The sequence below is a fragment of the Viridibacterium curvum genome (genome assembly GCF_039544165.1).
GTDB classification, from domain to species: domain Bacteria; phylum Pseudomonadota; class Gammaproteobacteria; order Burkholderiales; family Rhodocyclaceae; genus Viridibacterium; species Viridibacterium curvum.
In genome coordinates this window covers 367658-393834 of sequence record NZ_BAABLD010000008.1, presented here as the reverse complement: position 1 = coordinate 393834, position 26177 = coordinate 367658, and the positions used below count along the sequence as shown (strand labels likewise).

The 26177-nt window shown below is 63.6% G+C and carries 30 protein-coding genes; 19 read left to right on the top strand and 11 right to left on the bottom strand.

What is annotated here, in order from left to right; all coding sequences use genetic code 11:
* From ABEA02_RS09600 to ABEA02_RS09580, 5 genes are read left to right on the top strand one after another with little or no spacing between them, the layout of a single operon-like run.
* Complete coding sequence (locus tag ABEA02_RS09600; RefSeq protein ID WP_345532692.1) at positions 1-756, top strand: BPSS1780 family membrane protein; 756 nt, start codon at positions 1-3, stop codon at positions 754-756.
* Positions 746-1411 carry a nicotinate-nucleotide adenylyltransferase gene (gene nadD, locus ABEA02_RS09595; RefSeq protein ID WP_345532691.1) on the top strand — a complete coding sequence of 222 codons (666 nt, stop codon included), beginning with the start codon at positions 746-748 and terminating at the stop codon, positions 1409-1411. Before ABEA02_RS09600 ends, nadD begins: the two co-directional genes overlap by 11 nt.
* 7 nt (positions 1412-1418) lie before the next feature.
* The gene (gene rsfS, locus ABEA02_RS09590; RefSeq protein WP_345532690.1) at positions 1419-1787 is read left to right on the top strand and encodes a ribosome silencing factor; all 369 of its coding nucleotides are present in this window, start codon (positions 1419-1421) and stop codon (positions 1785-1787) included.
* A gap of 33 nt (positions 1788-1820) precedes the next feature.
* Positions 1821-2291, top strand: a complete 471-nt coding sequence (gene rlmH / locus ABEA02_RS09585; RefSeq protein ID WP_345532689.1) for a 23S rRNA (pseudouridine(1915)-N(3))-methyltransferase RlmH — start codon at positions 1821-1823, stop codon at positions 2289-2291.
* Between the two features lie 4 nt (positions 2292-2295).
* Positions 2296-2919, top strand: a complete 624-nt coding sequence (locus ABEA02_RS09580; RefSeq protein ID WP_345532688.1) for a Maf family protein — start codon at positions 2296-2298, stop codon at positions 2917-2919.
* A gap of 21 nt (positions 2920-2940) precedes the next feature.
* Here ABEA02_RS09580 and ABEA02_RS09575 read toward each other — a convergent pair whose 3' ends face one another.
* The 4 genes from ABEA02_RS09575 to ABEA02_RS09560 all read right to left on the bottom strand — a co-directional run bounded on the left by ABEA02_RS09575 (position 2941) and on the right by ABEA02_RS09560 (position 6847).
* Positions 2941-3744 (bottom strand): DUF481 domain-containing protein, encoded by an 804-nt coding sequence (locus ABEA02_RS09575; protein ID WP_345532687.1) that lies wholly within the window; start codon positions 3742-3744, stop codon positions 2941-2943.
* Positions 3745-3761: 17 nt separating this feature from the next.
* Positions 3762-4823 carry a VanZ family protein gene (locus tag ABEA02_RS09570; protein ID WP_345532686.1) on the bottom strand — a complete coding sequence of 354 codons (1062 nt, stop codon included), beginning with the start codon at positions 4821-4823 and terminating at the stop codon, positions 3762-3764.
* 3 nt (positions 4824-4826) lie between these two features.
* Positions 4827-6296 carry a high affinity choline transporter 1 gene (locus ABEA02_RS09565; RefSeq protein WP_345532685.1) on the bottom strand — a complete coding sequence of 490 codons (1470 nt, stop codon included), beginning with the start codon at positions 6294-6296 and terminating at the stop codon, positions 4827-4829.
* A 65-nt stretch (positions 6297-6361) separates the two neighbouring features.
* Positions 6362-6847, bottom strand: coding sequence for a hypothetical protein (locus ABEA02_RS09560; protein WP_345532684.1), 486 nt, complete (start codon positions 6845-6847; stop codon positions 6362-6364).
* A gap of 154 nt (positions 6848-7001) precedes the next feature.
* Between ABEA02_RS09560 and ABEA02_RS09555 the strand changes: the two genes are divergently transcribed.
* The 9 genes from ABEA02_RS09555 (at position 7002) to ABEA02_RS09515 (ending at position 16616) form a co-directional block, all read left to right on the top strand.
* On the top strand, positions 7002-7643 hold the full coding sequence (locus tag ABEA02_RS09555) for a hypothetical protein (RefSeq protein WP_345532683.1): 642 nt from the start codon (positions 7002-7004) through the stop codon (positions 7641-7643).
* A 224-nt stretch (positions 7644-7867) separates the two neighbouring features.
* Entirely contained in the window at positions 7868-8650 is a 783-nt protein-coding gene (locus ABEA02_RS09550; RefSeq protein ID WP_345532682.1) for a sulfite exporter TauE/SafE family protein, read from the top strand.
* A gap of 66 nt (positions 8651-8716) precedes the next feature.
* On the top strand, positions 8717-10399 hold the full coding sequence (locus tag ABEA02_RS09545) for a nitrite/sulfite reductase (RefSeq protein ID WP_345532681.1): 1683 nt from the start codon (positions 8717-8719) through the stop codon (positions 10397-10399).
* Positions 10392-11003: a DUF934 domain-containing protein gene (locus ABEA02_RS09540; protein ID WP_345532680.1), complete on the top strand. Its 612-nt coding sequence runs from the start codon at positions 10392-10394 to the stop codon at positions 11001-11003. Before ABEA02_RS09545 ends, ABEA02_RS09540 begins: the two co-directional genes overlap by 8 nt.
* A gap of 1 nt (position 11004) precedes the next feature.
* Complete coding sequence (locus ABEA02_RS09535) at positions 11005-11775, top strand: phosphoadenylyl-sulfate reductase (RefSeq protein WP_345532679.1); 771 nt, start codon at positions 11005-11007, stop codon at positions 11773-11775.
* 33 nt (positions 11776-11808) lie between these two features.
* Positions 11809-12744: a sulfate adenylyltransferase subunit CysD gene (gene cysD / locus ABEA02_RS09530; protein WP_345532678.1), complete on the top strand. Its 936-nt coding sequence runs from the start codon at positions 11809-11811 to the stop codon at positions 12742-12744.
* An 86-nt stretch (positions 12745-12830) separates the two neighbouring features.
* On the top strand, positions 12831-14150 hold the full coding sequence (locus ABEA02_RS09525) for a sulfate adenylyltransferase subunit 1 (protein WP_345532677.1): 1320 nt from the start codon (positions 12831-12833) through the stop codon (positions 14148-14150).
* 115 nt (positions 14151-14265) lie between these two features.
* The gene (locus tag ABEA02_RS09520) at positions 14266-15888 is read left to right on the top strand and encodes a hypothetical protein (RefSeq protein ID WP_345532676.1); all 1623 of its coding nucleotides are present in this window, start codon (positions 14266-14268) and stop codon (positions 15886-15888) included.
* Positions 15885-16616, top strand: a complete 732-nt coding sequence (locus ABEA02_RS09515) for an FKBP-type peptidyl-prolyl cis-trans isomerase (protein ID WP_345532675.1) — start codon at positions 15885-15887, stop codon at positions 16614-16616. The genes ABEA02_RS09520 and ABEA02_RS09515 overlap by 4 nt, the downstream gene beginning before the upstream one ends.
* A 50-nt stretch (positions 16617-16666) precedes the next feature.
* Here the strand turns inward: ABEA02_RS09515 and ABEA02_RS09510 are convergent, their stop codons facing one another.
* The 7 genes from ABEA02_RS09510 to ABEA02_RS09480 all read right to left on the bottom strand — a co-directional run bounded on the left by ABEA02_RS09510 (position 16667) and on the right by ABEA02_RS09480 (position 21242).
* On the bottom strand, positions 16667-17119 hold the full coding sequence (locus ABEA02_RS09510) for a Gx transporter family protein (protein ID WP_345533627.1): 453 nt from the start codon (positions 17117-17119) through the stop codon (positions 16667-16669).
* A gap of 60 nt (positions 17120-17179) precedes the next feature.
* Positions 17180-17581, bottom strand: a complete 402-nt coding sequence (locus ABEA02_RS09505) for a NusG domain II-containing protein (protein ID WP_345532674.1) — start codon at positions 17579-17581, stop codon at positions 17180-17182.
* 7 nt (positions 17582-17588) lie between these two features.
* A complete protein-coding gene (rapZ, locus tag ABEA02_RS09500) occupies positions 17589-18434 on the bottom strand; it encodes an RNase adapter RapZ (RefSeq protein ID WP_345532673.1) in 846 nt (281 codons plus the stop codon).
* 105 nt (positions 18435-18539) lie between these two features.
* The gene (locus ABEA02_RS09495; RefSeq protein WP_345532672.1) at positions 18540-18764 is read right to left on the bottom strand and encodes a DUF1289 domain-containing protein; all 225 of its coding nucleotides are present in this window, start codon (positions 18762-18764) and stop codon (positions 18540-18542) included.
* Positions 18761-19924 carry a dienelactone hydrolase family protein gene (locus ABEA02_RS09490; RefSeq protein ID WP_345532671.1) on the bottom strand — a complete coding sequence of 388 codons (1164 nt, stop codon included), beginning with the start codon at positions 19922-19924 and terminating at the stop codon, positions 18761-18763. The genes ABEA02_RS09495 and ABEA02_RS09490 overlap by 4 nt, the downstream gene beginning before the upstream one ends.
* A complete protein-coding gene (locus ABEA02_RS09485) occupies positions 19924-20568 on the bottom strand; it encodes a 2-hydroxychromene-2-carboxylate isomerase (RefSeq protein ID WP_345532670.1) in 645 nt (214 codons plus the stop codon). The genes ABEA02_RS09490 and ABEA02_RS09485 overlap by 1 nt, the downstream gene beginning before the upstream one ends.
* Positions 20562-21242, bottom strand: coding sequence for an SDR family NAD(P)-dependent oxidoreductase (locus ABEA02_RS09480; RefSeq protein ID WP_345532669.1), 681 nt, complete (start codon positions 21240-21242; stop codon positions 20562-20564). Before ABEA02_RS09480 ends, ABEA02_RS09485 begins: the two co-directional genes overlap by 7 nt.
* A gap of 176 nt (positions 21243-21418) precedes the next feature.
* Between ABEA02_RS09480 and ABEA02_RS09475 the strand changes: the two genes are divergently transcribed.
* The 5 genes from ABEA02_RS09475 (at position 21419) to ABEA02_RS09455 (ending at position 26079) form a co-directional block, all read left to right on the top strand.
* Positions 21419-22483 carry an MBL fold metallo-hydrolase gene (locus ABEA02_RS09475; protein WP_345532668.1) on the top strand — a complete coding sequence of 355 codons (1065 nt, stop codon included), beginning with the start codon at positions 21419-21421 and terminating at the stop codon, positions 22481-22483.
* 26 nt (positions 22484-22509) lie between these two features.
* Positions 22510-24336, top strand: a complete 1827-nt coding sequence (locus ABEA02_RS09470; protein ID WP_345532667.1) for a PHA/PHB synthase family protein — start codon at positions 22510-22512, stop codon at positions 24334-24336.
* Between the two features lie 395 nt (positions 24337-24731).
* Positions 24732-24956 carry a DUF433 domain-containing protein gene (locus tag ABEA02_RS09465; protein WP_345532665.1) on the top strand — a complete coding sequence of 75 codons (225 nt, stop codon included), beginning with the start codon at positions 24732-24734 and terminating at the stop codon, positions 24954-24956.
* The gene (locus tag ABEA02_RS09460) at positions 24956-25288 is read left to right on the top strand and encodes a DUF5615 family PIN-like protein (RefSeq protein ID WP_345532664.1); all 333 of its coding nucleotides are present in this window, start codon (positions 24956-24958) and stop codon (positions 25286-25288) included. The genes ABEA02_RS09465 and ABEA02_RS09460 overlap by 1 nt, the downstream gene beginning before the upstream one ends.
* The gene (locus ABEA02_RS09455) at positions 25288-26079 is read left to right on the top strand and encodes an MOSC domain-containing protein (protein WP_345532663.1); all 792 of its coding nucleotides are present in this window, start codon (positions 25288-25290) and stop codon (positions 26077-26079) included. Before ABEA02_RS09460 ends, ABEA02_RS09455 begins: the two co-directional genes overlap by 1 nt.
* Positions 26080-26177: the final 98 nt, after the last annotated feature.

Below are 26177 nucleotides of genomic sequence, written 5' to 3'. Positions count from 1 at the left end.
ATGCAGGCAAAGAAACTGCCGGCCGTTGCGGGCTGGCGATGGTTGCAGGGTGGTCTGGCTTTGTGGCGGCGCTTTCCCGTGCCGCTGTCGATGGCGGCCCTGCTCAGCATGCTGCTGACTTCGTTGCCGGGCGCAATTCCCTGGCTGGGCCCCTTGCTGGTCTGCCTGATGGCGCCGTGCATGGATGTGGTGCTGCTGCATGTTTGCCGACAGCTCGCTACCGGGCGGCAGCCCATGTTGCCTGCCGTGCGCGCGAGCCTGCAGCGCAACCTGCGTGGGTTGCTGGTGCTGGGGCTGGTCATGTTTCTTGTTCTGATGGCCGCACGTGGATTGCGTGACCTGCTGGCCGGTCCAGGCATCGAAGCGTTCATGGAAGCCGCTGCGCGCGGTGAGGCGAAGCAGGTGCCGGGTAACGTGCTGAGCGGAGTGCTGGTCTACTGGGTCTGCATGATGCTGATGACGGCAGTCATGTGGGTGGCGCCCGCCTTGACGGCTTTTGCCGATGTGCCGCCCGTCAAGGCGCTGTTCTTCGCCATCGTGGCCTGCTGGCGCAACAAGGCTGCGCTGCTGATGTATGGCTTCGCGCTGATGTTGCTCTCGATTCCCCTGAGCTTCATGTTCCTGCTGGGCCAGCTCGGGCAGCTATTGGCCTCGCTGGTGATGTTCGGTGTGTTCATGCCAGCCTGTCTGGCGAGCAACTATCTCAGCCTGGTTGATATCTTCGGCCCCTTGCCCGAGCCTGACGATGCGCGCTGACGCCGCAGGTGTGCTGGGCATTCTCGGCGGCACCTTCGACCCCGTGCATTTCGGCCATCTGCGTCTGGCGCAGGAGGCGGCAGACTGCCTGCAGCTGGACGGGGTGCGCCTGATCCCGGCAGGGCAGCCACGTCATCGCGGCACACCTGGCGCGTTGGCGGCGGATCGGCTGGCGATGGTCCGGTTGGCCGCTGCGGGTGTGACGCATTTCACGGTTGACGCGGCGGAAGTGCTCAGCGAGCAGCCGAGCTACACGGTGCCGACGCTGGAGCGTTTGCGCGGCGAGCTAGGCGAAACGCAACCCATCGTGCTGATCGTCGGCGCCGACGCATTTGCCGGCCTGCCGCGCTGGCACCGTTGGCGCGAACTGTTCGCGCTGGCCCACATCGGGGTCGCGACGCGCCCTGGATACAGCCTGGAGCCAGAACAGCTGGCGCCTGAACTGGCGGCCGAGTTCGCGAACCGCAGTGCCACGCCGGAAGCCTTGCGCGGCGCTGCTGGCGGTTGCATCGTGCCCTTCAGCATGACGCCACTGGAGATCTCGGCGACCGCCATCCGGGCGCTGATCGGCGCACGTCGGACCCCGCGTTTTCTGGTTCCGGACGAGGTTCTCGACTATATTGAAGCCCATTCCCTTTACCGACAGGCCCCCTGATTACCGCATGGATATCCGCAAGTTGCAGAAGATCGTTGTTGCCGCCCTTGAAGACATCAAGGCGGTCGACATCGAAGTCATCAACACCACCAAGCTGACCTCCCTGTTCGACCGCGTCATCATCGCCAGCGGCAACTCCAACCGCCAGACGCGAGCGCTCGCCAAGAGCGTGCAGGAGAAGGTCAAGGAAGCCGGCGGCGAAGTGGTTTCCGTCGAGGGTGAAGACACGGGTGAATGGGTGCTGGTGGATCTCGGCGACATCGTCGTGCACCTCATGCAGCCTGCTGTGCGCAGCTACTACAACCTCGAAGAACTGTGGCAGGCCACTCCGGCCGCGCGCCGCAAGATGGCAGCGGCAAGTGCCGCGTCCGAGTGATCGCCGGCGCTTTGCCGGTGAGGCGATGAAGGCATGAAACTGTACCTCGTCGCAGTCGGCAACCGCATGCCTGACTGGGTGGTCGAGGGCTATGCCGAGTATGCCAAGCGCTTTCCGCGGGATTGCCCGCTGGAACTCATCGAAGTGCGCGCCGAGCCGCGAACCACAGGCAAGACCCCCGCCGCGATGATGGAAGCCGAGGCCGCGCGTCTGCGTCAGGCCATCCCCTCACGTGCGCGCATCGTCGTACTCGACGAACGTGGCGACGACCTCACCACGAAGAAGCTTGCCGACCGCATGCTGCGCTGGCAGGGCGAGGGTGACGATGTGGCTTTCGTCGTCGGCGGCCCCGACGGGCTGGCGCCGGAGTTCAAGGAAGGGGCGTTCGACAAGGTGCGACTCTCCAGCCTCACCTTGCCGCACGCCATGGTGCGTGTCATGCTCGCCGAAGCGCTTTACCGCGCCTGGAGCGTGCTCAACAACCATCCTTACCATCGCGAGTAGATCCATGTCCTCCCTCACGGCCCTGCCACGCATCTACCTCGCTTCGACCAGTCCGCGCAGACGAGAGCTGCTGCACCAGATCGGCATTGATTTTGACACCCTGTTTTTCCGCGCACCACCGCGCGACGACGAGGATGTGTCGGAGGACACCCTGCCCGACGAAGATGCCGAGACCTACGTCCTGCGCGTTGCGACTGCCAAAGCCGAAGGCGCCATGCGCCGCATCATCTGGCGCAAGTTGCGTCGCCAGGCCGTGCTGGCGGCTGACACAACGCTGGAGCTGGATGGCGAGATCATCGGCAAGCCCGACGATACAGCACACGCCACGCAGATTCTGCAGCGTTTGTCTGGCCGCACGCACCGTGTGCTGACAGCTGTGGCAATTGCCGACGACCAGGTGCTCAACCAGCGTCTGTCGATCAGCACGGTGAGCATGCGCGCCCTGTCGGACGAAGAGATTGCGGCCTACGTCGAGACCGGCGAACCCTTCGGCAAGGCTGGGGCTTACGGCGTGCAGGGGCGTGCCGCTTCATTCATATCGCATATAGAGGGGTCGTACTCGGGCATCATGGGGCTGCCTCTGTTCGAGACGGCCGAGCTGCTGCGCGAATTCAAGTTCGACACCTGAACGACACAATGTGGTCGGGTTTCAGAAGTTGACGCCCAGCCCGGTATAGACGGTCAGCTTGTTGTGTTGTCTGTCGTCAGGCACATGAGCCTGGTATTTGTGTAGCAGCGCCAGTTGCAGGCTGAACAGGCTGTTGATGCTCGTGCTGAGCATCAGCTGCAAAGCCGTGCGTGCGCCGCCGACGCCTACCGTGTGCGGGTAGATGACAAAGCGTTGGCGTAGCCGGCTGTTTTCCGAGATCTGCCAGCTCATGTCCTGACCAACCAGCCATTCCACGCCACGCGCATCTTCCGCTTCGTAGTAAACGGCATCGACCGCGGCCAGACCGGTGTAAACATTGAGCAGGTAGGCTGGTGTACTGACGATGCGATAGCCAATACCGCTACCCAGCGAGGTGCGCCGCGAGATGTCTTCAGCGACATCACGGTCTATCGCAAGATCGCCGTAACCGAACATGGCGTGATCCACATTGCGCTCGCCGCGAAAACCGACACTCACGACGTCCTTGCGATCTTCGTCCTTCGCCTGCTCACGAATCAGCAGGGTGTGTGTCAGCAACCGGCTGTCACGCATGTTGCGCTCGCCTTCCAGCGAAAAATTACCGCGCGTGTAGTGCGTGTCCCCGCGGTTGAGCGTCGCGCCCAAACCGAGATTCCAGCCCCATTTGCCGTTTCCCGTGCCGGTCTCGGGGGATTTGGCAAGTCGGTTGAAGCTGGAGTCCTTGATGGCGTCCGGGGTTTGGGCGGATACGTTGATGGCGTGGAGCAGGCAGGGAATGAGCAGGGCCTGACGCAGGCAGGCGAGGCCTCGTTGGATGACGGACATGGTGAGGTGTTACGACTTCAGCGGCGGTTGGCGATGGCGGCGTTGGCGGTGAGGTAGATCAGGGCGAGGAAGGGCCACAGGAATTCGGCAAGGCGCGTCAGCCCGTGGAAGTTGAGGAAGTGGCTTTCGTGGATGAGGCGCATCGAGGCCAGTTCATAGGGATTGTCGGGCGCGATGTTGACCAGCGCGGTGGCCAGTAACAGGCTCAGGCAGGCCAGCGAGTGTTGCAGCCAGCCCGGCAGACGCCAGGCGACGATCAGGGCCAGGGCGCCGATCAGCAGACCGCGCAAGGCACCTGGCGTGGCCCATTGCAGGGGCTCGGGCGGCAGCATGAAAACATGGTCGGCCAGCGTTCGCACGGCGAGCCCGATCAGCAGTACCAGCATCACCAGCTGACCACGCGGTTCGCGCATGCAGCGGCGCACCAGCAGGCCAAGGGCGAGCAGATTGGTGGCCACTACCAAGGCTTCGATGATGACGAAACGGCGTGCCGAGAAAGCCAGCGGCGCGGGCAGGTCGAACAGCGGGCGCAGGTCGCCGGTGCCGAACAGGGTGCTGGTCGGTTCGAGCTGGGTGAGCCACCACAGTCCGATGAGGATCAGGCCCGTCTCGCCGATGCGGCCGGGCAGGATGCGGCGCTGGCGCCAGCGGCTGAGCTGGCCGTCCGGGTCGAAGAGGTTGCCCCAGCGCAGGGCCAGCAGGGCACCGGCGAGGCCGCCGAGGCTGTTGGCCGCAAAATCGATGTTGGACGCCACGCGCGTGGCGAGGTAGTTCTGTGCGCTCTCCAGCATGGCGCTGAACAGCACGCACAGCAGGGTGGCAAGGAGCAAGCCGATGCCCTTGCGTGTCATGCCGCGTAATGACGCACCCAGCATGAAACCGAGCGGCAGGAAGCCCAGCACGTTGAGCAGCAGGTCGGTCAGCGTGTTGTAGCGAGGGATCGGTGCCGTCAGGAAGGCGAAGGGGGATACGCCGGGGTCGCGCCAGTCGCTGAAAGGGTAAAGGCAGGCATAGGCCGTAAGCAGGGCATAGGCGAGGGCCAGATAGCGGGGCAGTCGCTGATCTGGCCTGCTCATCATGGGTCAGTGCCGCGCTGCCTGCGGGTTGTGCGCAATCCACTGCGGCAGCAGTGAGCCGGCCACCATCGCGACGATGCTTGCCAGCAGGCCGATGAACTGGGGCGGGATCGTATTGGCAAAGGCGATCCAGCCCTCGGGGGCAGGTACCCAGCCGATCATGGGTAGCAGCAGCGAGAGCCACACAGCGCCCCCCACAATGATGGAGAAAATGGCGCCCTGGTTGGTTGCGCGCTTCCAGTAGAGACCGAACGCGAGCGGTGTGAAGGCCATGGCGAGCGTGACCGAGTAGGCCTGCTCGACCATCTGGTAGATGGTCGCCTCGCTGTTGAGCGCAAAGGTGAGAACCAGTGCCGAGAAGATGACCACGATGACGCGCGTCATGCGCAGGAATTTCTCGTCGCTGAGGCCCGGACGCAGGTCACGGATCACGTTCTCCGAGAAAGTGACCGAGGGGGCGAGCAGCGTGCCGGACGCTGTACTCATGATGGCCGACAGCAGCGCACCAAAGAACAGCACCTGGGCAAAGACGGGCATGTGCTGCAGCACCAGCTGCGGCAGGATCATCTGCGAATTGCCGCCTTCAGCCAGGTGTTCCTTCACGAGATCCGGCGCGATGATGGTTGCCGCGTAGGCGATGAACAGCGGCACGAAGGCGAAGAAGAAATAGCCCACGCCGCCGGTCACCGTGCCCCACACGGCCCCCTTCTCGTTGCGCGCCGAATTCACGCGCTGGAAAACGTCCTGCTGGGGAATCGAGCCCAGTGCCATGGTGCTGAATGCGGCAATGAAGGCGACCCACTCCAGAGTGCCGCCGCTGGGCAGCAGGCGCAGTTTGTCGGCGGCCTCCATGTGCTGCACGACGTTGCCGACGCCACCGGCCATATCGCTCACGGCCCAGGCGATGTAGAGCAGGCCCACGACGATGATGCTCATCTGCAGGAAGTCGGTCAGCGCGACGGACCACATGCCGCCATAAAGCGTATAGAGCAGCACAACGCCCGTCCCCAGCACCATGCCCCAGGTCTCGCTGATCTGGCCCTGCGAGAGCACGTGAAAGACCAGCCCCAGTGCGGAAATCTGTGCGGCAACCCAACCCAGGTAGGAGACGGTAATGACAATCGACGTGGTGACTTCAACGCCGCGCCCGTAGCGCTGACGGTAATAGTCGCCCAGCGTCATCAGGTTCATGCGGTAGAGCGGCAGCGCAAACAGCAGCCCGAACAGGATCAGGGCCGTCGATGAGCCGAACGGATCGGCGATGATGCCCGACATGCCATCCTTGACGAAGGTGGCCGAGATGCCCAGCACCGTCTCTGCGCCGAACCAGGTCGCGAACACCGTGGCGACCGTGATGTAGAAGGGCAGATGGCGACCTGTGGTGACGTAGTCGGTGGAGTTCTTGACGCGCGTGGCCGCGTAGAGCCCGACACCGATGGAAACCAGCAGATACAAGGCGACAAACAGGACTAGCATGGGACGACGCTCCGTCAGGCAATTTTGGACAAGCTGTTTGCAGCAATTATAGGGCCAGCATCCTCTCAGGCAGGGTGCTGGCGCCCCGCCTCCTCGCTGGCGATGCGTTCGATGGTGCGCACGAAATCAGGGTCTTCGCCGTGCAGCAGGGCCGGCAGGGCATCACGGAAATCTTCACGCGCGCACCACTCGTGCATGAAGTCTTCCCAGCTCTGCCACATGCGCTGCTGCTTGCGGTTCATCTTGTCCTCAAAGACCAGCATGTAGGCGCTCTCGAACAGGCTCACGAGGATGGAGTAGATCGCCAGCCGGCGCTCGGTCTGCTCTTCGTCCAGCAGTGTGCGGGTGCGCGAGCGCAGCTTGAGGTCGGCATTCTCCAGCACCAGACGCATGAAGCTGCCGTAGTCATCGGCGAGCTTGAGGTAGATCTCCTCTTCCTCGTTGGCGCGCTCGCGGCGCTGTTCGATGATGAAGACGATGATCGCGAAGGGCAGGGCGACGACGGTGACGACGTAGCTTGCGAGTTCCATCCAGTCCTTGAAGTCTGTCATTGCACTTTCCCGCTTGGCGTTGTCGGCATCATGCACCACACGGGTGTCTGTTGTCTGGCGGGTTTGCGCGCAAGCAACATGGGTTTGCGGGAAAGTCCCTGCAGAGCGCCTTGCCGTAAAATCTGCATGACATGTCGAAAAGACGGGGGAGCAAATGAAAAAGTGGCTGCTGGTCATGGCCTGTGTACTGGGCGTGATGCAGGGGGCGCCACAGGCGGCACAGCAGAAGTTTGGCGAACGCCTGGTCAAAAGCATTTCGCTGGACGCCGAGACGCTGCGCAAGATTGACGACTTCAAACCGTCAGCACCGGACCGGAATGAGAGCACGCTGATCAACGCGTTTCTGGCCGACTCCGTGGATTGGAGCGGGGATTCCATACCGGTGACGACGCTGGACAATCCTTACGCCGTTGTCTTGCGCCTCATTGGCCGCGCCCGCTCGGACGGACCGGCGGCCAGTCTGTGGATGGCCGGCTGGGAGATGCAGGAGACATCGAACGGGGTCAGTCCGATCCACAAGAGCCCCGTCAGCGGGCTCAGCGAGACAAACGGCAGGGCGGGGCAGGTCTTCGAGCTGGTGTCGAGCGCCGGGCCGGTGACGTTCCGCGAGTCCAGATTCGCCCGGCCCATCGTGTCATTTGTCCGTTCCGACAACATGATCGTTGATGGTGTGACGGTCGAGGTGTGGAGCGGCATGGCACCGACTTCCGCGACCGATATCTTCATGTCGACCCGCCTGCTCTGGGTTGGAGTTGTCATGCTTGTTCTGTGGTGGTTCTGGTTCCGCCGCGGCTGAGCGGCCCGGGTTTCTCGCACACGCCCCGGATTTCTGCCGCCGGCTCTCAACAGGGCTGGGTGCAAGTCCTGGCCGTGGTGCGGCCACCGGTCTGGCAGGCCGGGTAGCGGCGCCCGCAGGGCCTTCTATTACTTTTACTACTATTGATGTGAGCCGTGCACGGGGTGTGGCGCCCATGTCCCCCCGCTATGATCCGCAAACTTCAACCTAGGCTCGGTGTTCCCATGGACTGGATGTACCCCGTCGCAGGCTTTGCCGTCGGCTCCATCGTCGGTTTGACCGGCGTGGGCGGCGGCTCGCTCATGACGCCCCTGCTGGTGCTGCTGTTCGGCGTCAGTCCGGCTGTTGCCGTGGGTACGGACCTGCTCTATGCCTCGATCACCAAGGCCGGCGGCACGCTGGCACACAGCCTCAAGGGCACGGTGGACTGGGGCATCACGCGTGCCATGGCCTATGGCTCCCTGCCGGCAGCAGCCCTGACCCTGGCTGCCCTGCACACCTGGTTCCCGGGCGGTATCGGCGAGGCCAAGGGCCTGATTTCATTCGCCCTGGGCATTGCCTTGCTGCTGACGGCCGTGTCCCTGATCTTCCGCAAGCACATCCAGGCTTTTGCCCAGCGCCATGCGCCGGCCCAGCCGGATCCGCAACGTACGTTCTGGCTTACCGTGATGATGGGGGCCATACTGGGCGTGCTGGTGTCGATCTCGTCCGTCGGAGCCGGTGCGCTGGGCGTAACCGCACTTTTCTTTCTTTACCCTTCCTTGCCAGCCCATCGCATCGTCGGTTCGGACATTGCGCACGCGGTGCCGCTTACCCTTGTGGCCGGCATCGGCCACTGGTTCCTCGGCAGCATCAACTGGGTGCTGCTGGGGAGTTTGCTGATCGGATCCCTGCCGGGCATCTGGATCGGCAGCCATATTTCCGCCAGGGTGCCCGAGAAAGTGCTGCGGCCGATTCTCGCCGGCATGCTGGTGCTGATCGGCATGAAGCTGATCGCGGCACGCTGAGCGCAGTACTTACGAATACGCAGCGAAGCGCGCACCAATACGATTTCCCGCAGAGAGATTGCGAACATGTACAAATACGACGAATACGACCAGCGCATCGTCAATGAGCGCGTTGCGCAGTTCCGTGACCAGACCCGCCGTTACCTTGCGGGCGAACTGAAGGAAGAAGAGTTCCGCCCTCTGCGTCTGCAGAACGGCCTCTACATCCAGCGCTATGCACCGATGCTGCGCGTGGCCGTGCCCTACGGCCTGCTCAACTCGACGCAGATCCGCAAGCTGGCGCACATTGCTCGCGAATACGACAAGGGCTACGCCCACGTGTCGACGCGCCAGAACTTCCAGTACAACTGGCCGGAGCTCAAGCGCGTGCCGGACATTCTCGAAGAGCTGGCCAGCGTGGAAATGCACGCCATCCAGACCTCGGGCAACTGCATCCGCAACGTGACCACCGACCAGTTTGCCGGCATCGCGCCGGACGAGATCGTTGATCCGCGGCCGCTCGCCGAAATCATTCGTCAGTGGAGCACCTTCCACCCCGAATTCGCCCTCTTGCCGCGCAAGTTCAAGATTGCGGTGAGTGGCACAACGACTGATCGCGCCGTCGTGCAGATGCACGACATCGGCCTGGAGTTCTACCGCGATGCTGCCGGCGGACTCGTAGCCCGCGTGTGGATCGGTGGTGGCCTCGGTCGTACGCCCATCCTCGGTGAAGTCATTGAAGAAGCGCTGCCCTGGCAGCACATCCTGACCTATTGCGAAGCCGCGATCCGCGTCTACAACCGCTACGGCCGTCGCGACAACGCCTACAAGGCGCGCATCAAGATCCTCGTCAAGGCACTGGGCATCGAAGCGTTCAAGAAGCAGGTGCTGGACGAGTGGGCGTTCCACAAGGATGGCCCCAACACCATCACGCAGGCCGAGCTCGATCGCGTCGCCAGGCACTTCACCGCACCGGCCTATGCCACGCTGCCCGTGACGGATGCCGGCTTTGACGCAAAGCTTGCAGAGAAGGCCTTTGCCAACTGGGTCAAGCGCAATGTGCACGCCCACAAGGTGCCGGGCTACCGCGCCGTGACCCTGTCGCTCAAGCCCACGGGCATTGCGCCGGGCGACATCACTGACAGCCAGCTCGACGCGGTTGCCGACCTCGCCGACAAGTACAGCTTCGGTGAGCTGCGTACTTCGCACGAGCAGAACATCATCCTCTCCGACGTCAAGCTGTCTGATCTCTACGCGCTGTGGCTGGAAGCGAAGGCGGCCGGTCTGGCGACGCCGAATATCGGCCTCATCACCGACATCATCTGCTGCCCCGGCGGTTCATTCTGCGATCTGGCTAATGCCAAGAGCATTCCGATCGCCGAGTCGATCCAGCGCCAGTTCGATGATCTGGACTACCAGCACGACATCGGGGATCTGGAGCTCAACATCTCTGGCTGCATGAACTCCTGCGGTCATCACCATGTGGGCCACATCGGCATCCTTGGCGTCGACAAGAACGACAGCGAGTGGTACCAGGTGTCCATCGGCGGCAAGCAGGGCAATGACGCGAGCCTGGGCGAAGTCATCGGGCCGTCCTTCGCGGCCGACGAAGTCGCTGGCGTCGTGCAGCGCCTGATCGATGTCTATGTCGACAATCGCACGCAGGAAGAGCGCTTCATCGACACCGTGCGCCGTCTGGGCCTCGCACCATTCAAGGAGCGTGTCTACGCTGACCGCCAACCGGGCAAGAAGGAAGCTGCGAATGTCTAACCTGATCAAGCTGAACGCTGGCGTGGCCAGCATCGTGGCCGACGACGCATGGCAGATCGTGCGTCTGCCCGCGATTGAGACCGAAGTGAAGAAGCAGGCCGGCAAGGTCGTGCTGTTCAAGCTCACGGGTGCCGAGACGGCCACACCCGGGCAGATCGCCGATACCGTCATTCCGGACGGCAAGGTCATTGTGCCCTTCGTGGTCTGGCAGGCACGTCGTGAAGCACTCGCTGCGCGCGTGGCGGCTGGCGAGGTCGGCGTATGGCTGGAGACGCACGAACTCGTCGAAGACCTTGCTGCGCAGGCTGACGTGAATGCCTTCCCGGTCATCGCCATCCACGTCGAACGCTTTGCCGACGGCCGCATCTATTCGGCCGGCGCGCTGCTGCGCACGCGCTTCGGCTTCAGGAACGAACTGCGTGCCTTTGGCGACGTGCTGCGCGACCAGCTGTTCTTCTTCAAGCGCTGCGGCTTTGACGCCTACCAGATCCGTGCTGACCGCTCGGCGGAAGACGCGCTGGCTTCGCTCAACGACTTCAGCGATCCCTACCAGGGCGCGACCGTGATCGACCAGCCGCTCTGGCGTCGTCACGCTCGGGGTTGAGATGAGTGACACTGTTTCCATCATCCGGCCGCGTGCCATCAACGCTGCGACGAATCCGGAGCTGACCGACGCGCTGCGCATGAGCGTGGCTGTGAAGCGCTCTCAGGCTGTCGAGCTGCTGCATGCGGCGATCGACCTGCACAAGGCGCAGCCCGGTGAAATCACCTTCGCCAATAGCTTCGGTGCCGAGGACATGGTGCTCACCGACATCATCCTCAAGGAGGGTCTGCCCGTCGAGATCTTCTCGCTCGACACCGGCCGCCTGCCTGCCGAGACCTACACGCTGATGGGCGAGGTCGAGACGCAGTACGCTACCCGTCTCAAGGTCTTCTTCCCGGACAGCAATGCCGTCGAAACTTACGTGCGCACGAACGGCATCAATGCCTTCTACGACTCGGTCGAGCTGCGCAAGGCCTGTTGCCATGTGCGCAAGGTCGAGCCGCTCAAGCGTGCGCTGGCGGGCAAGAAGGCTTGGATCACCGGCATGCGTGCGGCGCAGGGCGCAACGCGCACCGATCTGCCCGTGCGCCAGTTCGACGAAGGCAATGGCCTCGACAAGTACAACCCGCTCTCCGACTGGAGCGAGCAGGAGGTGTGGGCCTACATCCGCATCCATGGCGTGCCCTACAACGCCCTGCACGACCAGTTCTACCCCAGCATTGGTTGCGCGCCCTGTACGCGCGCGATTGCCGTCGGCGAAGATGTGCGCGCCGGGCGCTGGTGGTGGGAGGATCCTGCGCTGAAAGAATGCGGCCTGCACGTCAAGAAGTAACCCCATGCCGCCCTGTGCGGCTGAAACACGATCATGACCACTCTGACCAAACAAACCCTCTCCCACCTCGACTGGCTTGAAGCCGAGGCCATCCACATCATGCGTGAAGTGGCCGGCCAGTGCGAACGCCCGGTGCTGCTGTTCTCCGGCGGCAAGGATTCAATCTGCATGCTGCGCGTGGCCGAAAAGGCTTTCCGCCCGGGCAAGTTCCCCTTCCCGCTGATGCACATCGACACCGGCCACAACTACAAGGAAGTCGTGGACTTCCGCGACAAGCGCGCGGCCGAGCTCGGTGAGCGTCTGATCGTGCGTTCGGTCGAAGACTCCATGAAGCGCGGCACCGTGGTGCTCAAGAGCGCGGATGAGTCGCGCAACAAGCATCAGGCCGTGACCTTGCTGGAAGCCATTGCGGAATTCGAGTTCGACGCCTGTATCGGCGGCGCACGTCGTGACGAGGAAAAGGCCCGCGCCAAGGAGCGCGTGATGAGTTTCCGCGACGAGTTCGGCCAGTGGGACCCGAAGAACCAGCGCCCCGAGCTGTGGAGCCTGTACAACGCTCGCGTGCACAAGGGCGAGAACATCCGGGCGTTTCCGATCAGCAACTGGACCGAGATGGACGTGTGGCAGTACATCGAGCGCGAGAAGCTCGAACTGCCCTCGATCTACTTCGCCCACACGCGCCCGGTGGTGATGCGCGGCGGCGCGATCATGCCGGTCAATGTTGAACTCGCGAGCGGTGAAGTGCTCAACCAGCCCAAGGCTGGCGAAGAGATCATCGACATGCAGGTGCGCTTCCGTACCGTCGGCGACATCCCCTGCACGGCGCCCGTGCCCTCGGATGCCGACTCGGTCGAGAAGATCGTTGTCGAGACCGCCACCACCACGATTACTGAACGCGGCGCGACGCGCCTCGACGATCAGACTTCCGAAGCCTCGATGGAGCAACGGAAGAAGGAAGGGTATTTCTGAGTGAGGCGTAAGGAGGGAGGAGTGAGGAGTAAACCCGCTCGCCCTGTAAGCCCCACCTGAATTCAGCCCACGGAAAGCTAAACACAATGAACACTCCTCACTCCTCACTCCTCACTCCTCACCGCGTAGAAGACAACGGTCTTCTACGCTTCATGACCTGCGGCAGCGTCGACGACGGCAAGAGCACCCTCATCGGCCGACTGCTGTTCGACACCAAGACCATCCTCGCCGACACGCTCAACGCGATCGAGAAGACCTCGAAGAAGCGCGGCATGGAAGCCGTCGACCTGTCGCTGCTGACCGATGGCCTGCAGGCCGAGCGCGAGCAGGGCATCACCATCGACGTGGCCTACCGTTACTTCTCGACCGGCACGCGCAAGTACATCATTGCTGACGCACCGGGCCACGAACAGTACACGCGCAACATGGTGACGGCCGCTTCGACGGCCAACCTTGCCATCATCCTCATCGATGCGCGCAAGGGCGTGCTGACGCAGACGCGTCGCCACAGCTACCTCGCCCACCTCGTGAACATCCCGCACATCGTGGTGGCGGTAAACAAGATGGACCTGATCGATCACGATCAATCGAAGTTCGACGCCATCGTCGCCGATTACAAGGCCTTCATCGCCAAGCTGGGCCTGTTCGACGATGGCCGCGACATCCGCTTCATTCCGATGTCGGCGCTCAATGGCGACAACGTCGTGGATCGTTCGGAAGTCATGAGCTGGTACCAGGGCCCGACCCTGCTGGAGCTGCTCGAAGGCGTGCCGGCCGCCGGTGTACACAAAAGCGGCGAGAAGCCCGAAGCCTTCCGCTTCCCCGTGCAGTTCGTCTGTCGCCCGCAGGATTCCGCCAACCCGGACCTGCATGACTATCGCGGCTTCCAGGGGCGCATCGAGTCGGGCTCGGTCAAGGTCGGTGACCTGCTGACCGCACTGCCGAATGGTCGCGAGAGCCGTGTGAAGGCCGTGCAGATCGGCGGTGTCGATATTGCCGAGGGTGTAAGCGAACAGTCCGTGACCATCCTGCTCGAAGACGAGATCGACATCTCGCGCGGTGACATGCTGGTCAAGAGCAGCGAAGTGCCCGAGCAGAAGAAGGAAATCGAGGCCATGGTCTGCTGGCTGTCCGAGACCCCGCTGTCGCCGGCCCGCACCTACCTGATCCGCCACACCACGCGCAGCAGCAAGGCCAAGCTGACGGGCATTGCCTTCAAGGTGGACGTCAACTCCCAGGGGCATGTCGAGGCGACGCAGCTTGCGATGAACGACATCGCCAGGGTCGGCTTCAAGCTGGCTCAGCCCGTGTTCGCCGACGCCTATGCCGACAACCGCGCGACGGGCGCTTTCATCGTCATCGACGAGAGCAACAACAATACCGTTGGCGCCGGGATGATCGTCTGAGCCTTGATGCGACAGACGGTGAAAAGCCCTCGTGGTGACACGAGGGCTTTTTTTCAACTGTTGCCACCCGGTTTGCCGGATGCATAATCCGGCACTCACCCCGAACTGGAGACCCATGGTGCGTCGGACCCTGTTCTTTTTGTTGGCATGCCTGTCGTCCTGGGCTCAAGCCGGCGTGACGATGAAACCCATGGACGGCGTGGCACCTGCCCTCGTTGTCGAACTGCGGCGAACCATTGAGGCGTTCGGCGGCATTCTGAAGCAGGAGTTCGGCTTCACGGAGGACATCGATGCCCGGGTTGTGGTCTGCCCTACGGAGGCTTGTTATTACGAGGTCCTGCGCAAGGATGGCGGCTACAGCCACGAGAGGGCCGAATTGACGGCACGCGCTACCGGCGGCGTCACCGGTGTGGCGCGGAACACGATCTATATCAAGCTGCTGAGCCCGACCGGTTTGTCGCGCGCACGGTTCGTCATGGCGCATGAGCTGACCCACATCGTGCAGGGCAAGCTGATCGGCTCTGCTGCGGGGATGGAGCGCGCCAATCGCTGGATCAAGGAAGGCATGGCCGATTGGGTTGGCGCGTTGGTGGCCAACCGCCTTGGCGATCAAAGCTTCGCCAAGTGGCAGCTCGATCGCATCAATTCCGTGCGTATGGCAAGCAACCCGGTTGCACCGCAGGACCTGGGTGAGGTGAGTTTCATGCAGTGGACGACCTGGACCGATCAGCGTCGCCAGCCCTATGAAATGGCCGACCTGATGTTCATGGCGCTGGCCGAGAAGAAGGAGGCGGAATTCCCCGCCGCCATGATGGGCTACATGCGTTGCATGGGTACCTTTTCACGTGAAAGCACGTGCTTTCGTGACAGCTTTGGTGTGACACAACGCGATTTCCATCGCGAATTTCCGGAATGGTTGCAGCGCGCCTACGCAGGCGGCAAGGCCGTGGAGGTTGTGGCCGGGCGCGTTGCCGCGGACAAGGCTGCGGTCATCGAGGCCGCCCATGCACAGACCCAGCGCCTGCTCAGCGAGCATCTGGGAGAGGGTCTGACGATCAGCATGCGGATTTTTCTGGCGGAAGACAGTGAAGAGATGGCTCAGCTTCTCGTTCGTGAGCTTGGCTACACGGTGGCAGATGCAGAGCGCTCCGTGCGCGGCAGCACATCCATCTGGCAGGGCAGTGTGGCCATCCTGGATGCGGGACGCCTGAGTACGGACGAGCGCCTGGCCGCTTCCACGGCATCGCTGCTGGTGGGGCGCCACCTGCAGCTGGCAGGGAACAGCAGGGGCCAGTTTGCCTGGATGGCATTCGGTCTGCGTGAATACATGGCCAGCCTGTGCCTGGAGACCATGGGTCTGCGTTCGTCGGCGGCCAGCCAGCAGCTGCGACAGGAGCAACTGCGTGCGGCAAAACGTGCGTTGCCCGCACTGGTAACACTGGCGACCACCGACGCCTACCGGCAAGCCCAGCGCGAGCATGGCGCGGCTGTCGTGCTGGGGCAGGTCGTCAGCGCTGCCGAACTGCTGGTCCAGAAGAGCGGCTGGGCTCGCATTGCGGAGTGGGTGCGTGCGACGAAGACGGCGGCGGATCCCGGAGAGGTCTTTGCAAGCAGTTTCGGCCTGTCGGCGGAGCGGTTTTCCGAGCAGCTGGCCGAACGCCTGCGGGTCGCCGATTCGTGGCACTATCGCGCACCTGTGCTGTCCCACTTCAACGCATTCACTCCGGGAATTCCATGAAAAAGACGCTTGTTGCCCTGCTGACCCTTGCTGCCATGGGCAGTGCTTTTGCTGCTGACCAGTCGGCTCCGGCTGCCGAGAAGTCCGGCATGAACGACGACCAGAAGACGCTCTACGCCGTGGGCGTGGTGCTGGGCCAGCAGCTCAAGGTGTTCTCGCCGAGCGCGGCCGAATTGGCACTGATCCAGAAGGGCATCGCCGACTCGGTGCAGGACAAGAAGCTGACCGTCGACATGGAAGCTTATGGCCCGCGCATCCAGCCGCTTGCTCAGGCTCGTCGTGTAGCCTTCACCAACAAGATCGCCGCTGCCGGCAAGGCATTTGCCGACAAGGCTGCCAAGGAACCGGGCGCTGTGAAGACGGCTTCGGGCCTGATCTATGTCTCGCAGAAGGAAGGTACGGGCCCCAATCCCGGCGCTTCCGACATCGTGAAGGTGCATTACCGTGGCACGCTGATTGACGGCAAGGAGTTCGACAGCTCTTACAAGCGCGGCGAGCCGATCGAGTTCCCGCTGACCGGCGTCATCAAGTGCTGGGGTGAAGGCGTGCAGAAGATGAAGGCTGGCGGCAAGGCCAAGCTGGTTTGCCCGGCTGCCATCGCTTACGGTGACAACGGCGCTGGCGCCGCGATCCCGCCGGGCGCGACGCTGCAGTTTGAAGTTGAGTTGCTGAGCTTCAAGGCGGCACCGCCGGCCGCTTCGGCACCGGCTGAAGCGCCGAAGAAGTAACGCGGTATCAAGCTGATCGCCCAGGGGCCGCGAAGCGGCCCCTTGTTTTTTCAGGGGGCGATCGCGGAACCGCTTTGCAGCAGGCGGGCTGCAACGAGGCCGTTGACGCAGCCGAAGATCAGCGCCGCAAGCCCGAAAACTGGCGCCAGATGCCATAGTCCGTCATGCGGGACCAGCCATAGTCGCGCCAGCACCAGTTGGCCGGCGATGTGGGCGTAGGCGGCCAGCAGGCTGACGCTGACCGGCCCGAAGACGCGGCGCGGCAGGCGTGCCGCGAGGGCCAGCACCAGCAGGCTGCTGAGGCTGCCCGCGAGACTGAGGAAAAAGCCGGGAGCCAGCAGTTGGCCCAGCAGCAGGCTGCTGGCGAAGACACGCAGCAGCGCGACCCAGGCCGCATCACGCCAGCCGTGGCGCCACAGCACGATGAGCACCACGATATTGGCGAGGCCGGGTTTGACCCCGGGCAGGGGCGAGGGCAGAGCGGCTTCGGCGACCGACAGCATGATGGCTGCGGTGGCATACCGCGCGATGCGGTAATCCGAAGCGTCAGCGTGAAGCTGCATTCAATAGCTCATCGAGTCGAATTGCCCGCTGCGCCCTTCGAGCATCAGGCTTACCTCGTTGGGTGCGCAGATTGCGATGGCGCCGACGCGACTCAGCCAGCCTTGCTTGACGCAGTATTGACGAGGGCCGGGATCCGAAGCGACACGTGCGCGTCCCGGTTCGATCTCGATACGCGTGACGCCCAGCGGGCCGCGCACTTCGAACTGCCGCGGCGTATCGAGCGACAGGCTGGCGACCTGCTGACCGCCGACACGCACGATGGCCTGACGCGGCGTATCGGGGGACCAGAAATGCAGCGTGACGAAGGCAGTGAATGCGGCGCACAGCACCAGGGTCAATACGTCGCCAGGGCGAAACAGCCGAAGCCAGGACGTGAGGTGCGTGGCGCGCGCGGGCTGCATGGCCGCCTTACTCCGTTTTGCGTGACCGGTGTCGCACCAGCACCGGCACGTGTGGGGCGAAGGCTTTTGCAAGGCGTTCGGCGAGGTAAACCGAGCGATGCTGGCCGCCGGTACAGCCGATGGCGACCGTGAAGTAGCTGCGGCCATCGCGGACGAACGAAGGCAGCCACTCGCCGACGAAGCGCTCGATGTCTTGCGCCATCTTGTGCACTTCGGGCACGTTTTCGAGGAAGTCGATGACGGGTTGGTCACAACCCGTCAGTGGGCGCAAGGCCAGCGTGTAGTAAGGGTTGGGCAGGCAACGCACATCGAACACCATGTCGGCGTCGACCGGGATGCCGTGCTTGAAACCGAAGGACTGGAACAGCAGGGTCAGGCCCTTGTTGGGATCGGCCTTGATCATGTCCTTGATCCAGGCGCGCAGGGTATTCGGCAGGATGTTGCTGGTGTCGATGCGGTGGCCCAGCTCGCCGATATCGCCGAGCAGTTCGCGTTCGTGGGCGATGGCTTCGCCGATGGTGATGCCTTCGCCGGCCAGGGGGTGGCGGCGCCGAGTTTCCGAGAAGCGTGCAATCAGCGTGTCGTCGCGCGAATCGAGGAACAGGAAGCGCACGTCGGCCACCATGTTGCGCAGCAGGTCCACCAGTTGGGGTACAGCCGCGATGCTGGCGCCCGAGCGCACATCGATGGCCACGCCCACGCGCTCATACCCGGTTGACGACAGGTAGCTCACCAGCTGCGGCAGCAAGGTGGCCGGCAGGTTGTCGACGCAGTAGTAGCCGGCGTCTTCCAGCACGTTGAGGGCAATCGATTTGCCCGAACCGGAGAGGCCGCTGATGAGGGTGAGCTGCATGGCAGGACGCTGGGGGATGACGCGCCAAAGATACGCGAAAGACCGCTGGGCGTGTTCACCCCGGCAGTGCGGACTCCTTGCCGCATTGCGCCTTCCGGCACGCAGTTAGCGAGGTTTCGAAGTGGGGGTGCTGGCCTTGAAAGGTGGGAAGCGCGCGTCGTGTTCGCGGCGGCGCTCGTCGCACCTGGCGAGGATCGCGTGCTGTGTCCCGGCGTCCTTGTCGCGCCAGCCGGTAATCTCTTCAAGGGTTCTGAAGCAGCCCAGGCAGACATCCTGATCGTCGAGGCAGCAGACACGGATGCAGGGTGAGGGCGGTGCGTCGGTGGTCATGGTGTAGCGGGTGGGGCCCAGACGACATCGTCGTCTACAGCGTAGAGCATGCAGGCTTCGTTCGTCTTGCGCTGGCAGAACTTCAGGGCCTGCGCTACGGCGTCGCGTGGCGTGCTGGCCCAGCCGACGGTACCGTCGCGCGCAATGGCGAAGGCGCGTGGCCGGTCGCTGGCGAGGAAGGCCGGGTACTGCGCGTTGCGCATGTGGTTGCTGATCCAGGGCACGGCCTGCACGTCGTCGATACGGGCGAAGCCGCTGGGGGACTGGGCGCTCGCCACACGCGGCGCGGCGACGTCGAGCTTCGCCAGGAAACGGTCCAGCAGCGGACGCCAAAGCTGGGGGGCGGCGCTGGCAAGGGTGTGGCCGTCGTCACCGACCGCGGGCAGCATTTCGAGGCGGGCCTGCTGGTTGGTCTGCGCATAGCGGGCGAACCAGCTCTGCACGTGCTGCTTGCTGAAGTAACGGTCGTTCTGCGCATACAGCCAGAGGCCGGGTACCTGGATGCGGCTGCCCGCGCTTTCGAAGACGGCTGCCAGTTTTTCCGGCTGGCAGGGCTCGCCCGGGCGCGTCACGGGATTACCGCCGGCGCCACCGCTGAAGTTGATGTAGGCCTCCAACCCTTCGGGGCGCGTTGCTGCGTAGGCCACCGAGGCGATACCGCCAACCGAGACGCCGGCGACCCAGTGGCGACGGGTGTCGATCCAGTCCTGGCTCCTTGCGTAGGTGAGCGTTGCGCTGATCTGCTCGACAGCCGGGCGCAGCGCCGCGTTGTAGTTGCGATTGCGACATTGACCCGAGGCCTCGGGGTCGGCTTCGAAGGCCGACTCGCCATAGCCGACCCGTGTCGGCACCAGCACCGCAAAGCCGCGTCGCACGAAGTAGGCGGCGAGGTAGTCCATGCGCTGGCGTGGCGGCGAGTCACGGTTCTCGGTCGAGCGCCCGTGGTTGATGATGACCAGCGGGAACGGCCCTTTGCCTTCGGGGCGATAACGCGTGATCTGCATCGTGCTGTTGAGAGGTGTGTCGTTGGCCTGGGTCACTGTGACCGGTACGCGCACCCAGCTTTCGTTGAGCCAGTTCTGCGTGTCCTGCGCGGCAACGAGGCTACAGGCACAGCACGAAAGGCAGGCCGCCAGCAGGCGGCGCCACGGGGGCCGCATCAGAAGCCCCCCTCGCTGAGCCAGCGTTCCAGCTGCGGCAATCTGTCTACGCCCCAGAAGGATTCGCCATCGACGATGAAGAATGGCGAGCCGAATACGCCGCGCGCGAGTGCGCGGTCGTTGGCGAGCCGCGTGGCATCCTTCAGCGATTGCGTCGTCAGTGCTTCAGCCAGCGCGGCGCGGTCAATGCCCAGGCTGCGCGCGATGTCCAGCACCGTATCGAGCTGGTCGATGGGGCGCTCGGCAGTGAAATAGGCACGGAACACGGCATGCGCGAAACGGCGCGCCAGCGCTTCGTCCTGTTGCCCCAACCAGGCGAAGCTGCGGGTCGCATGCAGGCTGGAGACCGGAAAGCCTGCCGGCATGCGCAACGGGATGTCGTGGTAACGGGCTGAACGCTGGAAATCCGTGCGGAAGTAATCGCCCTTGATCGGTTGCTGCGATGGCGGCTGGCCGCCGGTGGCGCGGAAGGCGGCGCCGAGCAGCACGGCATGCCACACGACCCGGCGTCCGTGCCGCGCACCGACAGCGTCGATCAATTCGCTGGCGAGGTAGCCGTAGGGCGAGGAGAAATCGAAGTAGAAGTCGATCGGCGCCAGCAACTCGCCCGCCGCATCGCCCGGTACTGCTGCGACGCTCACCATTCGATGCTCCGTCCGCTCTGGTCGAGGAAGCGACCATTGTCGCCCGGGCCCAGCGAGCCGATGACGTGACGCATCTGCTCGACGGACTCTGTAACGCTCAGCGTGGCATCGGCGCCCCCCATGTCGGTGCGCACCCAGCCCGGGTGCAGGCAGACCACGATGGCGCCCTTGGGGCCGTATTCCGCCGCTGCTGCGCGCGACACCATGTTGAGGGCGGCTTTCGAAGTACGGTAGAGCAGGCCGAAGGCGCTGGTAGTGGTCTGCGCCATCGAGGCCATGCGCGTCGTCAGTGACACGATGCAGCCCTTGGCCGCCGCCACGTTGGGAGCAAAAGCCTGGATCACGCGCATCGCACCCAGCACGTTGGTACGCATCACGCGGTCGAATTCTTCGTCGGACGGCGCAGTGAAATGTTCGGTGTCCGGACCGTAGATGCCGGCATTGACGATCAGCAGGTCAAGCGGTGCGTCGTCGAGGTGCCAGGCCAGCGTGGCGATCGATTCGGCCTGGGTGATGTCCATGGCCTGCAGGTCCACGGTCGGCGGCAGCCAGTGGCGGGCCTGCTCGGGCTCGCGACATGCTGCAATCACATGCCAGCCTTCGGCTGCGTACTGCACGGCCATTTCCAGCCCGATGCCCCGGCTGGCGCCGGCGATCAAGACGCGTGGCTTCACGGTTCAAGCCTCCTGTGGGGAGGTCGATTCTATTGCTCAGCCTGTTTTCGATAAACAGAAACTGCCCTTCGAGACAGGCCAGGGCGAGCACGAACGGCTGCTGCAACGCATCAAGACTGCAGTTTCGGCGTAAGCTGCCGACAAATCCCGGATTACGCATCGTTTCAACAAAGAGAATGTCGAGCAAGCCCGAGAATCCCGCCGCGGCCCGCGCAGCGCTGAGCTACCCGGTCAGCACCCGCCCCGCACCCGGTACCCTGATCCCCATTGCCCCCGGCATCCGCTGGTTGAGTATGCCCCTGCCGTTCAGCCTCAACCACATCAACCTGTGGTTGCTGGGTGAGGGCGACGAGACGGTGATTGTCGACACGGGTCTCGGTGACGCGCCGACGCGCGAGCTGTGGGAGGGCATCCTTGCCTCGACCGGTGACCAGCCCTGCCAGATCGTGCTGACTCATTACCACCCGGACCACGCCGGCTGTGCGCAGTGGCTTGCCGAGACTTGGGGTGTGCCGGTGTGGATGAGTCTGGCCGAATACTTCCTCGGTCACGCCCTGCTGAACGAAAGCGCGGGCTACGACATCCCGGCCATGGTCGCGCACTTCGGTCGTCACGGGCTGGACGAGGCCCGCTGCGAACGCTTCCGCCAGCGCGGCAACGTCTACGCCAAGGGCGTGCCGGGCCTGCCCAGGCAGTTCCGCCGGCTCATTGACGGCGACGAGATCGTGCTTGCCGGCCAGCGCTGGCGACTCATCATGGGCTACGGTCACTCGCCCGAGCATGCCTCGTTGTACTGCGACAGTCTGCGCGTGCTCATCTCGGGCGACATGCTTTTGCCGCGCATCACGACCAACGTCAACGTGCCCGCCGCACTGCCGGAGGAAGATTCCGTGCAACGCTTCCTCGATTCAGTGCATCGCTTTGCCGATTTGCCCACCGATACCCTCGTCCTGCCCTCGCACGGCCTGCCGTTCTACGGCGTGCAGACGCGCATCGCCCAGCTCGATGCCCACCACGCCGAGCGCGACGAGGTCTTGCTGGCCGCGCTCGACACGCCCAAGGCCGCCGCTGAACTGCTTGGCACGCTGTTCGCGTTCGAACTCGACATGCATCAGCTCATGTTCGCCATGGGCGAGACCATCGCGCATCTCAATCACGTCACCCGGCGCGGCCTTGCCACGCGCAGCCAGGGTGACGATGGCATTATCCGGTTTGTTGCAGTTCCTTCCGCCGTTTGCTGAACATAGACATCTGACAGGAGCCGACCATGGCCACCCCCAGTCCAGCCGCTACCGCAACGCCTGACGCTGTTGTGCTGCCCGATCCCGCCGAAATCGCCAGGACCTATGCCGAGGTCGCCGAGCGCAGCTCGCGTCTGCTCGCCGAACACCTCAGCCGCCAGATGGCCAAGGGCATCGAGCCGCCCAGCGATGAACTCGGCATCGCCCAGGCCTTCATGGACATGACAGCCAAGCTGCTCACCAATCCCTACCGCCTCGCGCAGGCGCAGATGAATCTCGTGTGGGACTACGTCTCGCTGTGGCAGAACAGCACCCTGCGCCTCATGGGGCTCGACCCCACGCCGGTTGCATCCCCCGAGAAGACCGACAAGCGCTTCAAGGATGACGACTGGAAGGACTGCTTCCTGTTCGACTTCATCAAGCAGGGCTACCTCATCACTGCGCGCCACATCCACGACACCGTCGCGGGCGTCGAAGGCCTCGACGAGATCACGCGCAAGAAGGTCAACTTCTTCACGCGCGCCTACATCGACGCACTGTCGCCATCGAACTTCGCCGCCACCAATCCCGAGGTCTTCCGCGAGACCGTGCGCACCAACGGCCAGAACCTCGTCAAGGGCTTCAACAACCTGCTGCGCGACATCGAAGAAGGCGACGGACAGCTCAAGATCCGCATGACCGATACCAGCGCCTTCGAGCTCGGCAAGAACGTCGCCACCACGCCCGGCAAGGTCGTCTTCCAGAACGACCTCATCCAGCTGCTGCAATACACCCCCACGACCGACAAGGTCTGGAAGCGCCCGCTGCTCATCGTCCCGCCCTGGATCAACAAGTACTACGTGCTCGACCTGCGCGACAAGAACTCCATGATCAAGTGGGCCGTCGACCAGGGCCACACCGTCTTCGTCATCAGCTGGGCCAACCCCGACGCCCGCATGGCCGACAAGAGCTTCGACGACTATGTGCAGGAAGGCGTGCTCGGCGCCGTCGACGCCATCGTCGAACAGACCGGCGCCAAGGAGATCAACGCCGCCGGCTACTGCCTCGGCGGCACCCTGCTCGGCACCACCATGGCCTACATGACCGCGCACAAGGACAAACGCATCGCCAGCGCCACCTACTTCACCAGCCTGCTCGACTTCTCCGCCCCCGGCGAACTCGGCGTCTTCATCGACGAAGAGCAGGTGCAGAGTCTCGAAAAGAAGATGGCCTCACGCGGCTACCTCGAAGGCAGCGAGATGGCCAACACCTTCAACATGATGCGATCCAACGACCTCATCTGGTCCTTCGTCATCAACAACTACCTGCTCGGCAAAGACCCGTTCCCGTTTGACCTGCTCTACTGGAACTCCGATTCCACCCGCATGCCCGCCAAGATGCACAGCTTCTACCTGCGCAACATGTACATGAAGAATGCCCTGCGCGAACCCGGCGGCATCACCATCCTCGACACCCCCATCGACCTCTCGGCCATCAAGACGCCCAGCTACTTCATCTCCACCATCGAAGACCACATCGCCCCCTGGAAGACCACCTACCTCGGCGCGCAGGTGCTCGGCGGCCCGGTGCGCTTCGTCCTCGGCGGCTCCGGCCACATCGCCGGCATCGTCAACCCGCCCGCCGCCAACAAGTACGGCTTCTGGACGGCGGACAAACTGGCCGATACCCCGGATGACTGGTACGCCAGCGCCACCCAGCAGCCCGGCAGCTGGTGGACCGACTGGCAGACCTGGCTCACCGCGCAGAATGACGAACAGGTGCCCGCACGCGACCCGGCCAAGGGCAAGCTCGAAGTGATCGAGGATGCGCCGGGGAGTTATGTGAAGACGCGGTTGGATAAGAATGTGCGTTGAGTGCAGCTATGCTCGAAGCCATTTTCAGTTTCATATACGCATCTATCGCAGAGGTTTTACTTGGAGTGGTGTTCTACTGGCCGGGGTGGTTAGTACTGAGAATAGTCACGCTCGGTCAATATCCTCCTGAACGGGGCAATCCCCACAACACCGTTTTTGTTGCTGTTGTTGGAATCTGTGCATTACTTGCGACGGTTACTATTGCTTTCAGCTGAGCGAAAGATGAGAGCAAACACAGCGAAGAAGTAGGGTGGGCTGACGAAGGAAGCCCAACGCTTCAACACATAACTGTTGGGCTTCATTGCATTCAGCCCAACCTACGCGACTTGTCTCGTAGCAGAGCGGCCGCCACAATGAGACATCGAAGGCGCTGCGTCTTGCAGAAGGAGGAAACCATGAGCGAACTGCACCGGATTACTGCTGACCTCAAAGTGTGCGGCGGACGCCCCTGCCTGCGCGGCACGCGAGTACGCGTCAAGGATGTGCTCGACCTCCTCGCAGCAGGCACCAGCCGTGACCTGATCCTCGCTGACTACCCCTATCTCGAAGACGGAGACATCACGGCCGCACTCGAGTACGCCTCACAGCAGGTAGACCACCCCGTCACGCTGGCTGCCTGATGCGCTTTCTGGTGGATGCACAACTGCCGCCTGCGCTGGCGCGCTGGTTCCGTCAGCAGGGCTGCGAAGCGCAGCATGTCTTTGATCTGTTTTCTGCGCACGTTCCGGACCTGCTGATCTGGCAGGAGGCGGCCCGATTGCAGGCCATCATCGTCACCAAGGATGAAGACTTCCCGGCGCGCGCCATGCGCGATGCGGCGGGGCCTGCAGTGTTGTGGTTGCGCGTGGGCAATACGTCGAACGCCGCGCTGATCCGTCGTATCGAACAAGTCTGGGATGACGTGAGGTTGGCGTTCGAGAGTGGTGAGCGCCTCATTGAATTGCGCGACTGATGTCCGTTCAGCTCACCGCCCTCTACCGCTACCCCCTCAAATCCTGCCGCGCCGAAGCGCTCACCTCCGCGCCCATCGGCCCGCTTGGCATCGCCCTCGACCGGCGCTGGATGGCGGCTGATCCGGCTGGCCGCATGATTACCGGCCGTGATGAACCGCGCCTCGTGCTGCTGCGTGCCGAAGCCAGCGACACGCAGGTGGAGCTCTCGGCGCCAGACATGCCGACACTGACCGTGCCCTGCGCAGCCATGCAGGAAGCCGCGCCCGCCTGGATACACGGCACCGACTTCACGGCCTGGGCGGGCAGCGTGGATGCAGATGCCTGGCTCACGCAGTTCCTCGGTCGCCCGGCGCGTCTGCTCTACATCGGCGATGAAACCTCACGCCGCATCAAGCGCCGCCCCGAGCTGCCCGTGGCCTTTGCCGACAGCTATCCCATCCTGCTCACCAGCACCGATTCGCTCGCCGCGCTGGACGCAGAGGTCGGCCGCAGCATGGCTATGACGCGCTTCCGCCCCAACCTCGTGGTGTCGGGCGCTGCGCCCTGGGCCGAGGATGGCTGGACGCGGTTGGCGATTGGCGACGTGGAGTTCTCGGTCGAGAAGCCTTGCGAGCGCTGCGTGTTTACGACGGTCGACCCCGACACGGCTGAAAAGTCGAGCGACCAGGAGCCGCTGCGCACGCTGGCGAAGATGCGCAAGTCGCCCAGTGGCGTGCTCTTTGGTACCAATCTCGTTGCGCTCAACGCGGGCGAGATTGCAGTGGGCATGCCGGTGCGGGTGCTGGGCTGAGCGAGTTGCTGGATTTCCGCTTGCGCGCACTGCAGTCCGGCATAGTTCAGCGCGGAAAATAGGGGGCGTGGAATGTGTGGCAAGGGCAAGCTGGGGCC

Coding starts and splice junctions, on each gene's coding strand:
- ABEA02_RS09575 (WP_345532687.1), bottom strand. CDS start 3,744: ATGTCCGTCATCCAACGAGGCCTCGCCTGCCTGCGTCAGGCCCTGCTC.
- rapZ (WP_345532673.1), bottom strand. CDS start 18,434: ATGCAGCTCACCCTCATCAGCGGCCTCTCCGGTTCGGGCAAATCGATT.
- rsfS (WP_345532690.1), top strand. CDS start 1,419: ATGGATATCCGCAAGTTGCAGAAGATCGTTGTTGCCGCCCTTGAAGAC.
- ABEA02_RS09550 (WP_345532682.1), top strand. CDS start 7,868: ATGGACTGGATGTACCCCGTCGCAGGCTTTGCCGTCGGCTCCATCGTC.
- ABEA02_RS09535 (WP_345532679.1), top strand. CDS start 11,005: ATGAGTGACACTGTTTCCATCATCCGGCCGCGTGCCATCAACGCTGCG.
- ABEA02_RS09490 (WP_345532671.1), bottom strand. CDS start 19,924: ATGCGGCCCCCGTGGCGCCGCCTGCTGGCGGCCTGCCTTTCGTGCTGT.
- cysD (WP_345532678.1), top strand. CDS start 11,809: ATGACCACTCTGACCAAACAAACCCTCTCCCACCTCGACTGGCTTGAA.
- ABEA02_RS09540 (WP_345532680.1), top strand. CDS start 10,392: ATGTCTAACCTGATCAAGCTGAACGCTGGCGTGGCCAGCATCGTGGCC.
- ABEA02_RS09510 (WP_345533627.1), bottom strand. CDS start 17,119: ATGCTGTCGGTCGCCGAAGCCGCTCTGCCCTCGCCCCTGCCCGGGGTC.
- ABEA02_RS09545 (WP_345532681.1), top strand. CDS start 8,717: ATGTACAAATACGACGAATACGACCAGCGCATCGTCAATGAGCGCGTT.
- ABEA02_RS09560 (WP_345532684.1), bottom strand. CDS start 6,847: ATGACAGACTTCAAGGACTGGATGGAACTCGCAAGCTACGTCGTCACC.
- ABEA02_RS09485 (WP_345532670.1), bottom strand. CDS start 20,568: ATGGTGAGCGTCGCAGCAGTACCGGGCGATGCGGCGGGCGAGTTGCTG.
- ABEA02_RS09470 (WP_345532667.1), top strand. CDS start 22,510: ATGGCCACCCCCAGTCCAGCCGCTACCGCAACGCCTGACGCTGTTGTG.
- ABEA02_RS09495 (WP_345532672.1), bottom strand. CDS start 18,764: ATGACCACCGACGCACCGCCCTCACCCTGCATCCGTGTCTGCTGCCTC.
- ABEA02_RS09570 (WP_345532686.1), bottom strand. CDS start 4,823: ATGATGAGCAGGCCAGATCAGCGACTGCCCCGCTATCTGGCCCTCGCC.
- ABEA02_RS09515 (WP_345532675.1), top strand. CDS start 15,885: ATGAAAAAGACGCTTGTTGCCCTGCTGACCCTTGCTGCCATGGGCAGT.
- rlmH (WP_345532689.1), top strand. CDS start 1,821: ATGAAACTGTACCTCGTCGCAGTCGGCAACCGCATGCCTGACTGGGTG.
- ABEA02_RS09455 (WP_345532663.1), top strand. CDS start 25,288: ATGTCCGTTCAGCTCACCGCCCTCTACCGCTACCCCCTCAAATCCTGC.
- ABEA02_RS09565 (WP_345532685.1), bottom strand. CDS start 6,296: ATGCTAGTCCTGTTTGTCGCCTTGTATCTGCTGGTTTCCATCGGTGTC.
- ABEA02_RS09475 (WP_345532668.1), top strand. CDS start 21,419: ATGTCGAGCAAGCCCGAGAATCCCGCCGCGGCCCGCGCAGCGCTGAGC.
- ABEA02_RS09600 (WP_345532692.1), top strand. CDS start 1: ATGCAGGCAAAGAAACTGCCGGCCGTTGCGGGCTGGCGATGGTTGCAG.
- nadD (WP_345532691.1), top strand. CDS start 746: ATGCGCGCTGACGCCGCAGGTGTGCTGGGCATTCTCGGCGGCACCTTC.
- ABEA02_RS09465 (WP_345532665.1), top strand. CDS start 24,732: ATGAGCGAACTGCACCGGATTACTGCTGACCTCAAAGTGTGCGGCGGA.
- ABEA02_RS09580 (WP_345532688.1), top strand. CDS start 2,296: ATGTCCTCCCTCACGGCCCTGCCACGCATCTACCTCGCTTCGACCAGT.
- ABEA02_RS09555 (WP_345532683.1), top strand. CDS start 7,002: ATGAAAAAGTGGCTGCTGGTCATGGCCTGTGTACTGGGCGTGATGCAG.
- ABEA02_RS09525 (WP_345532677.1), top strand. CDS start 12,831: ATGAACACTCCTCACTCCTCACTCCTCACTCCTCACCGCGTAGAAGAC.
- ABEA02_RS09505 (WP_345532674.1), bottom strand. CDS start 17,581: ATGCAGCCCGCGCGCGCCACGCACCTCACGTCCTGGCTTCGGCTGTTT.
- ABEA02_RS09460 (WP_345532664.1), top strand. CDS start 24,956: ATGCGCTTTCTGGTGGATGCACAACTGCCGCCTGCGCTGGCGCGCTGG.
- ABEA02_RS09520 (WP_345532676.1), top strand. CDS start 14,266: ATGGTGCGTCGGACCCTGTTCTTTTTGTTGGCATGCCTGTCGTCCTGG.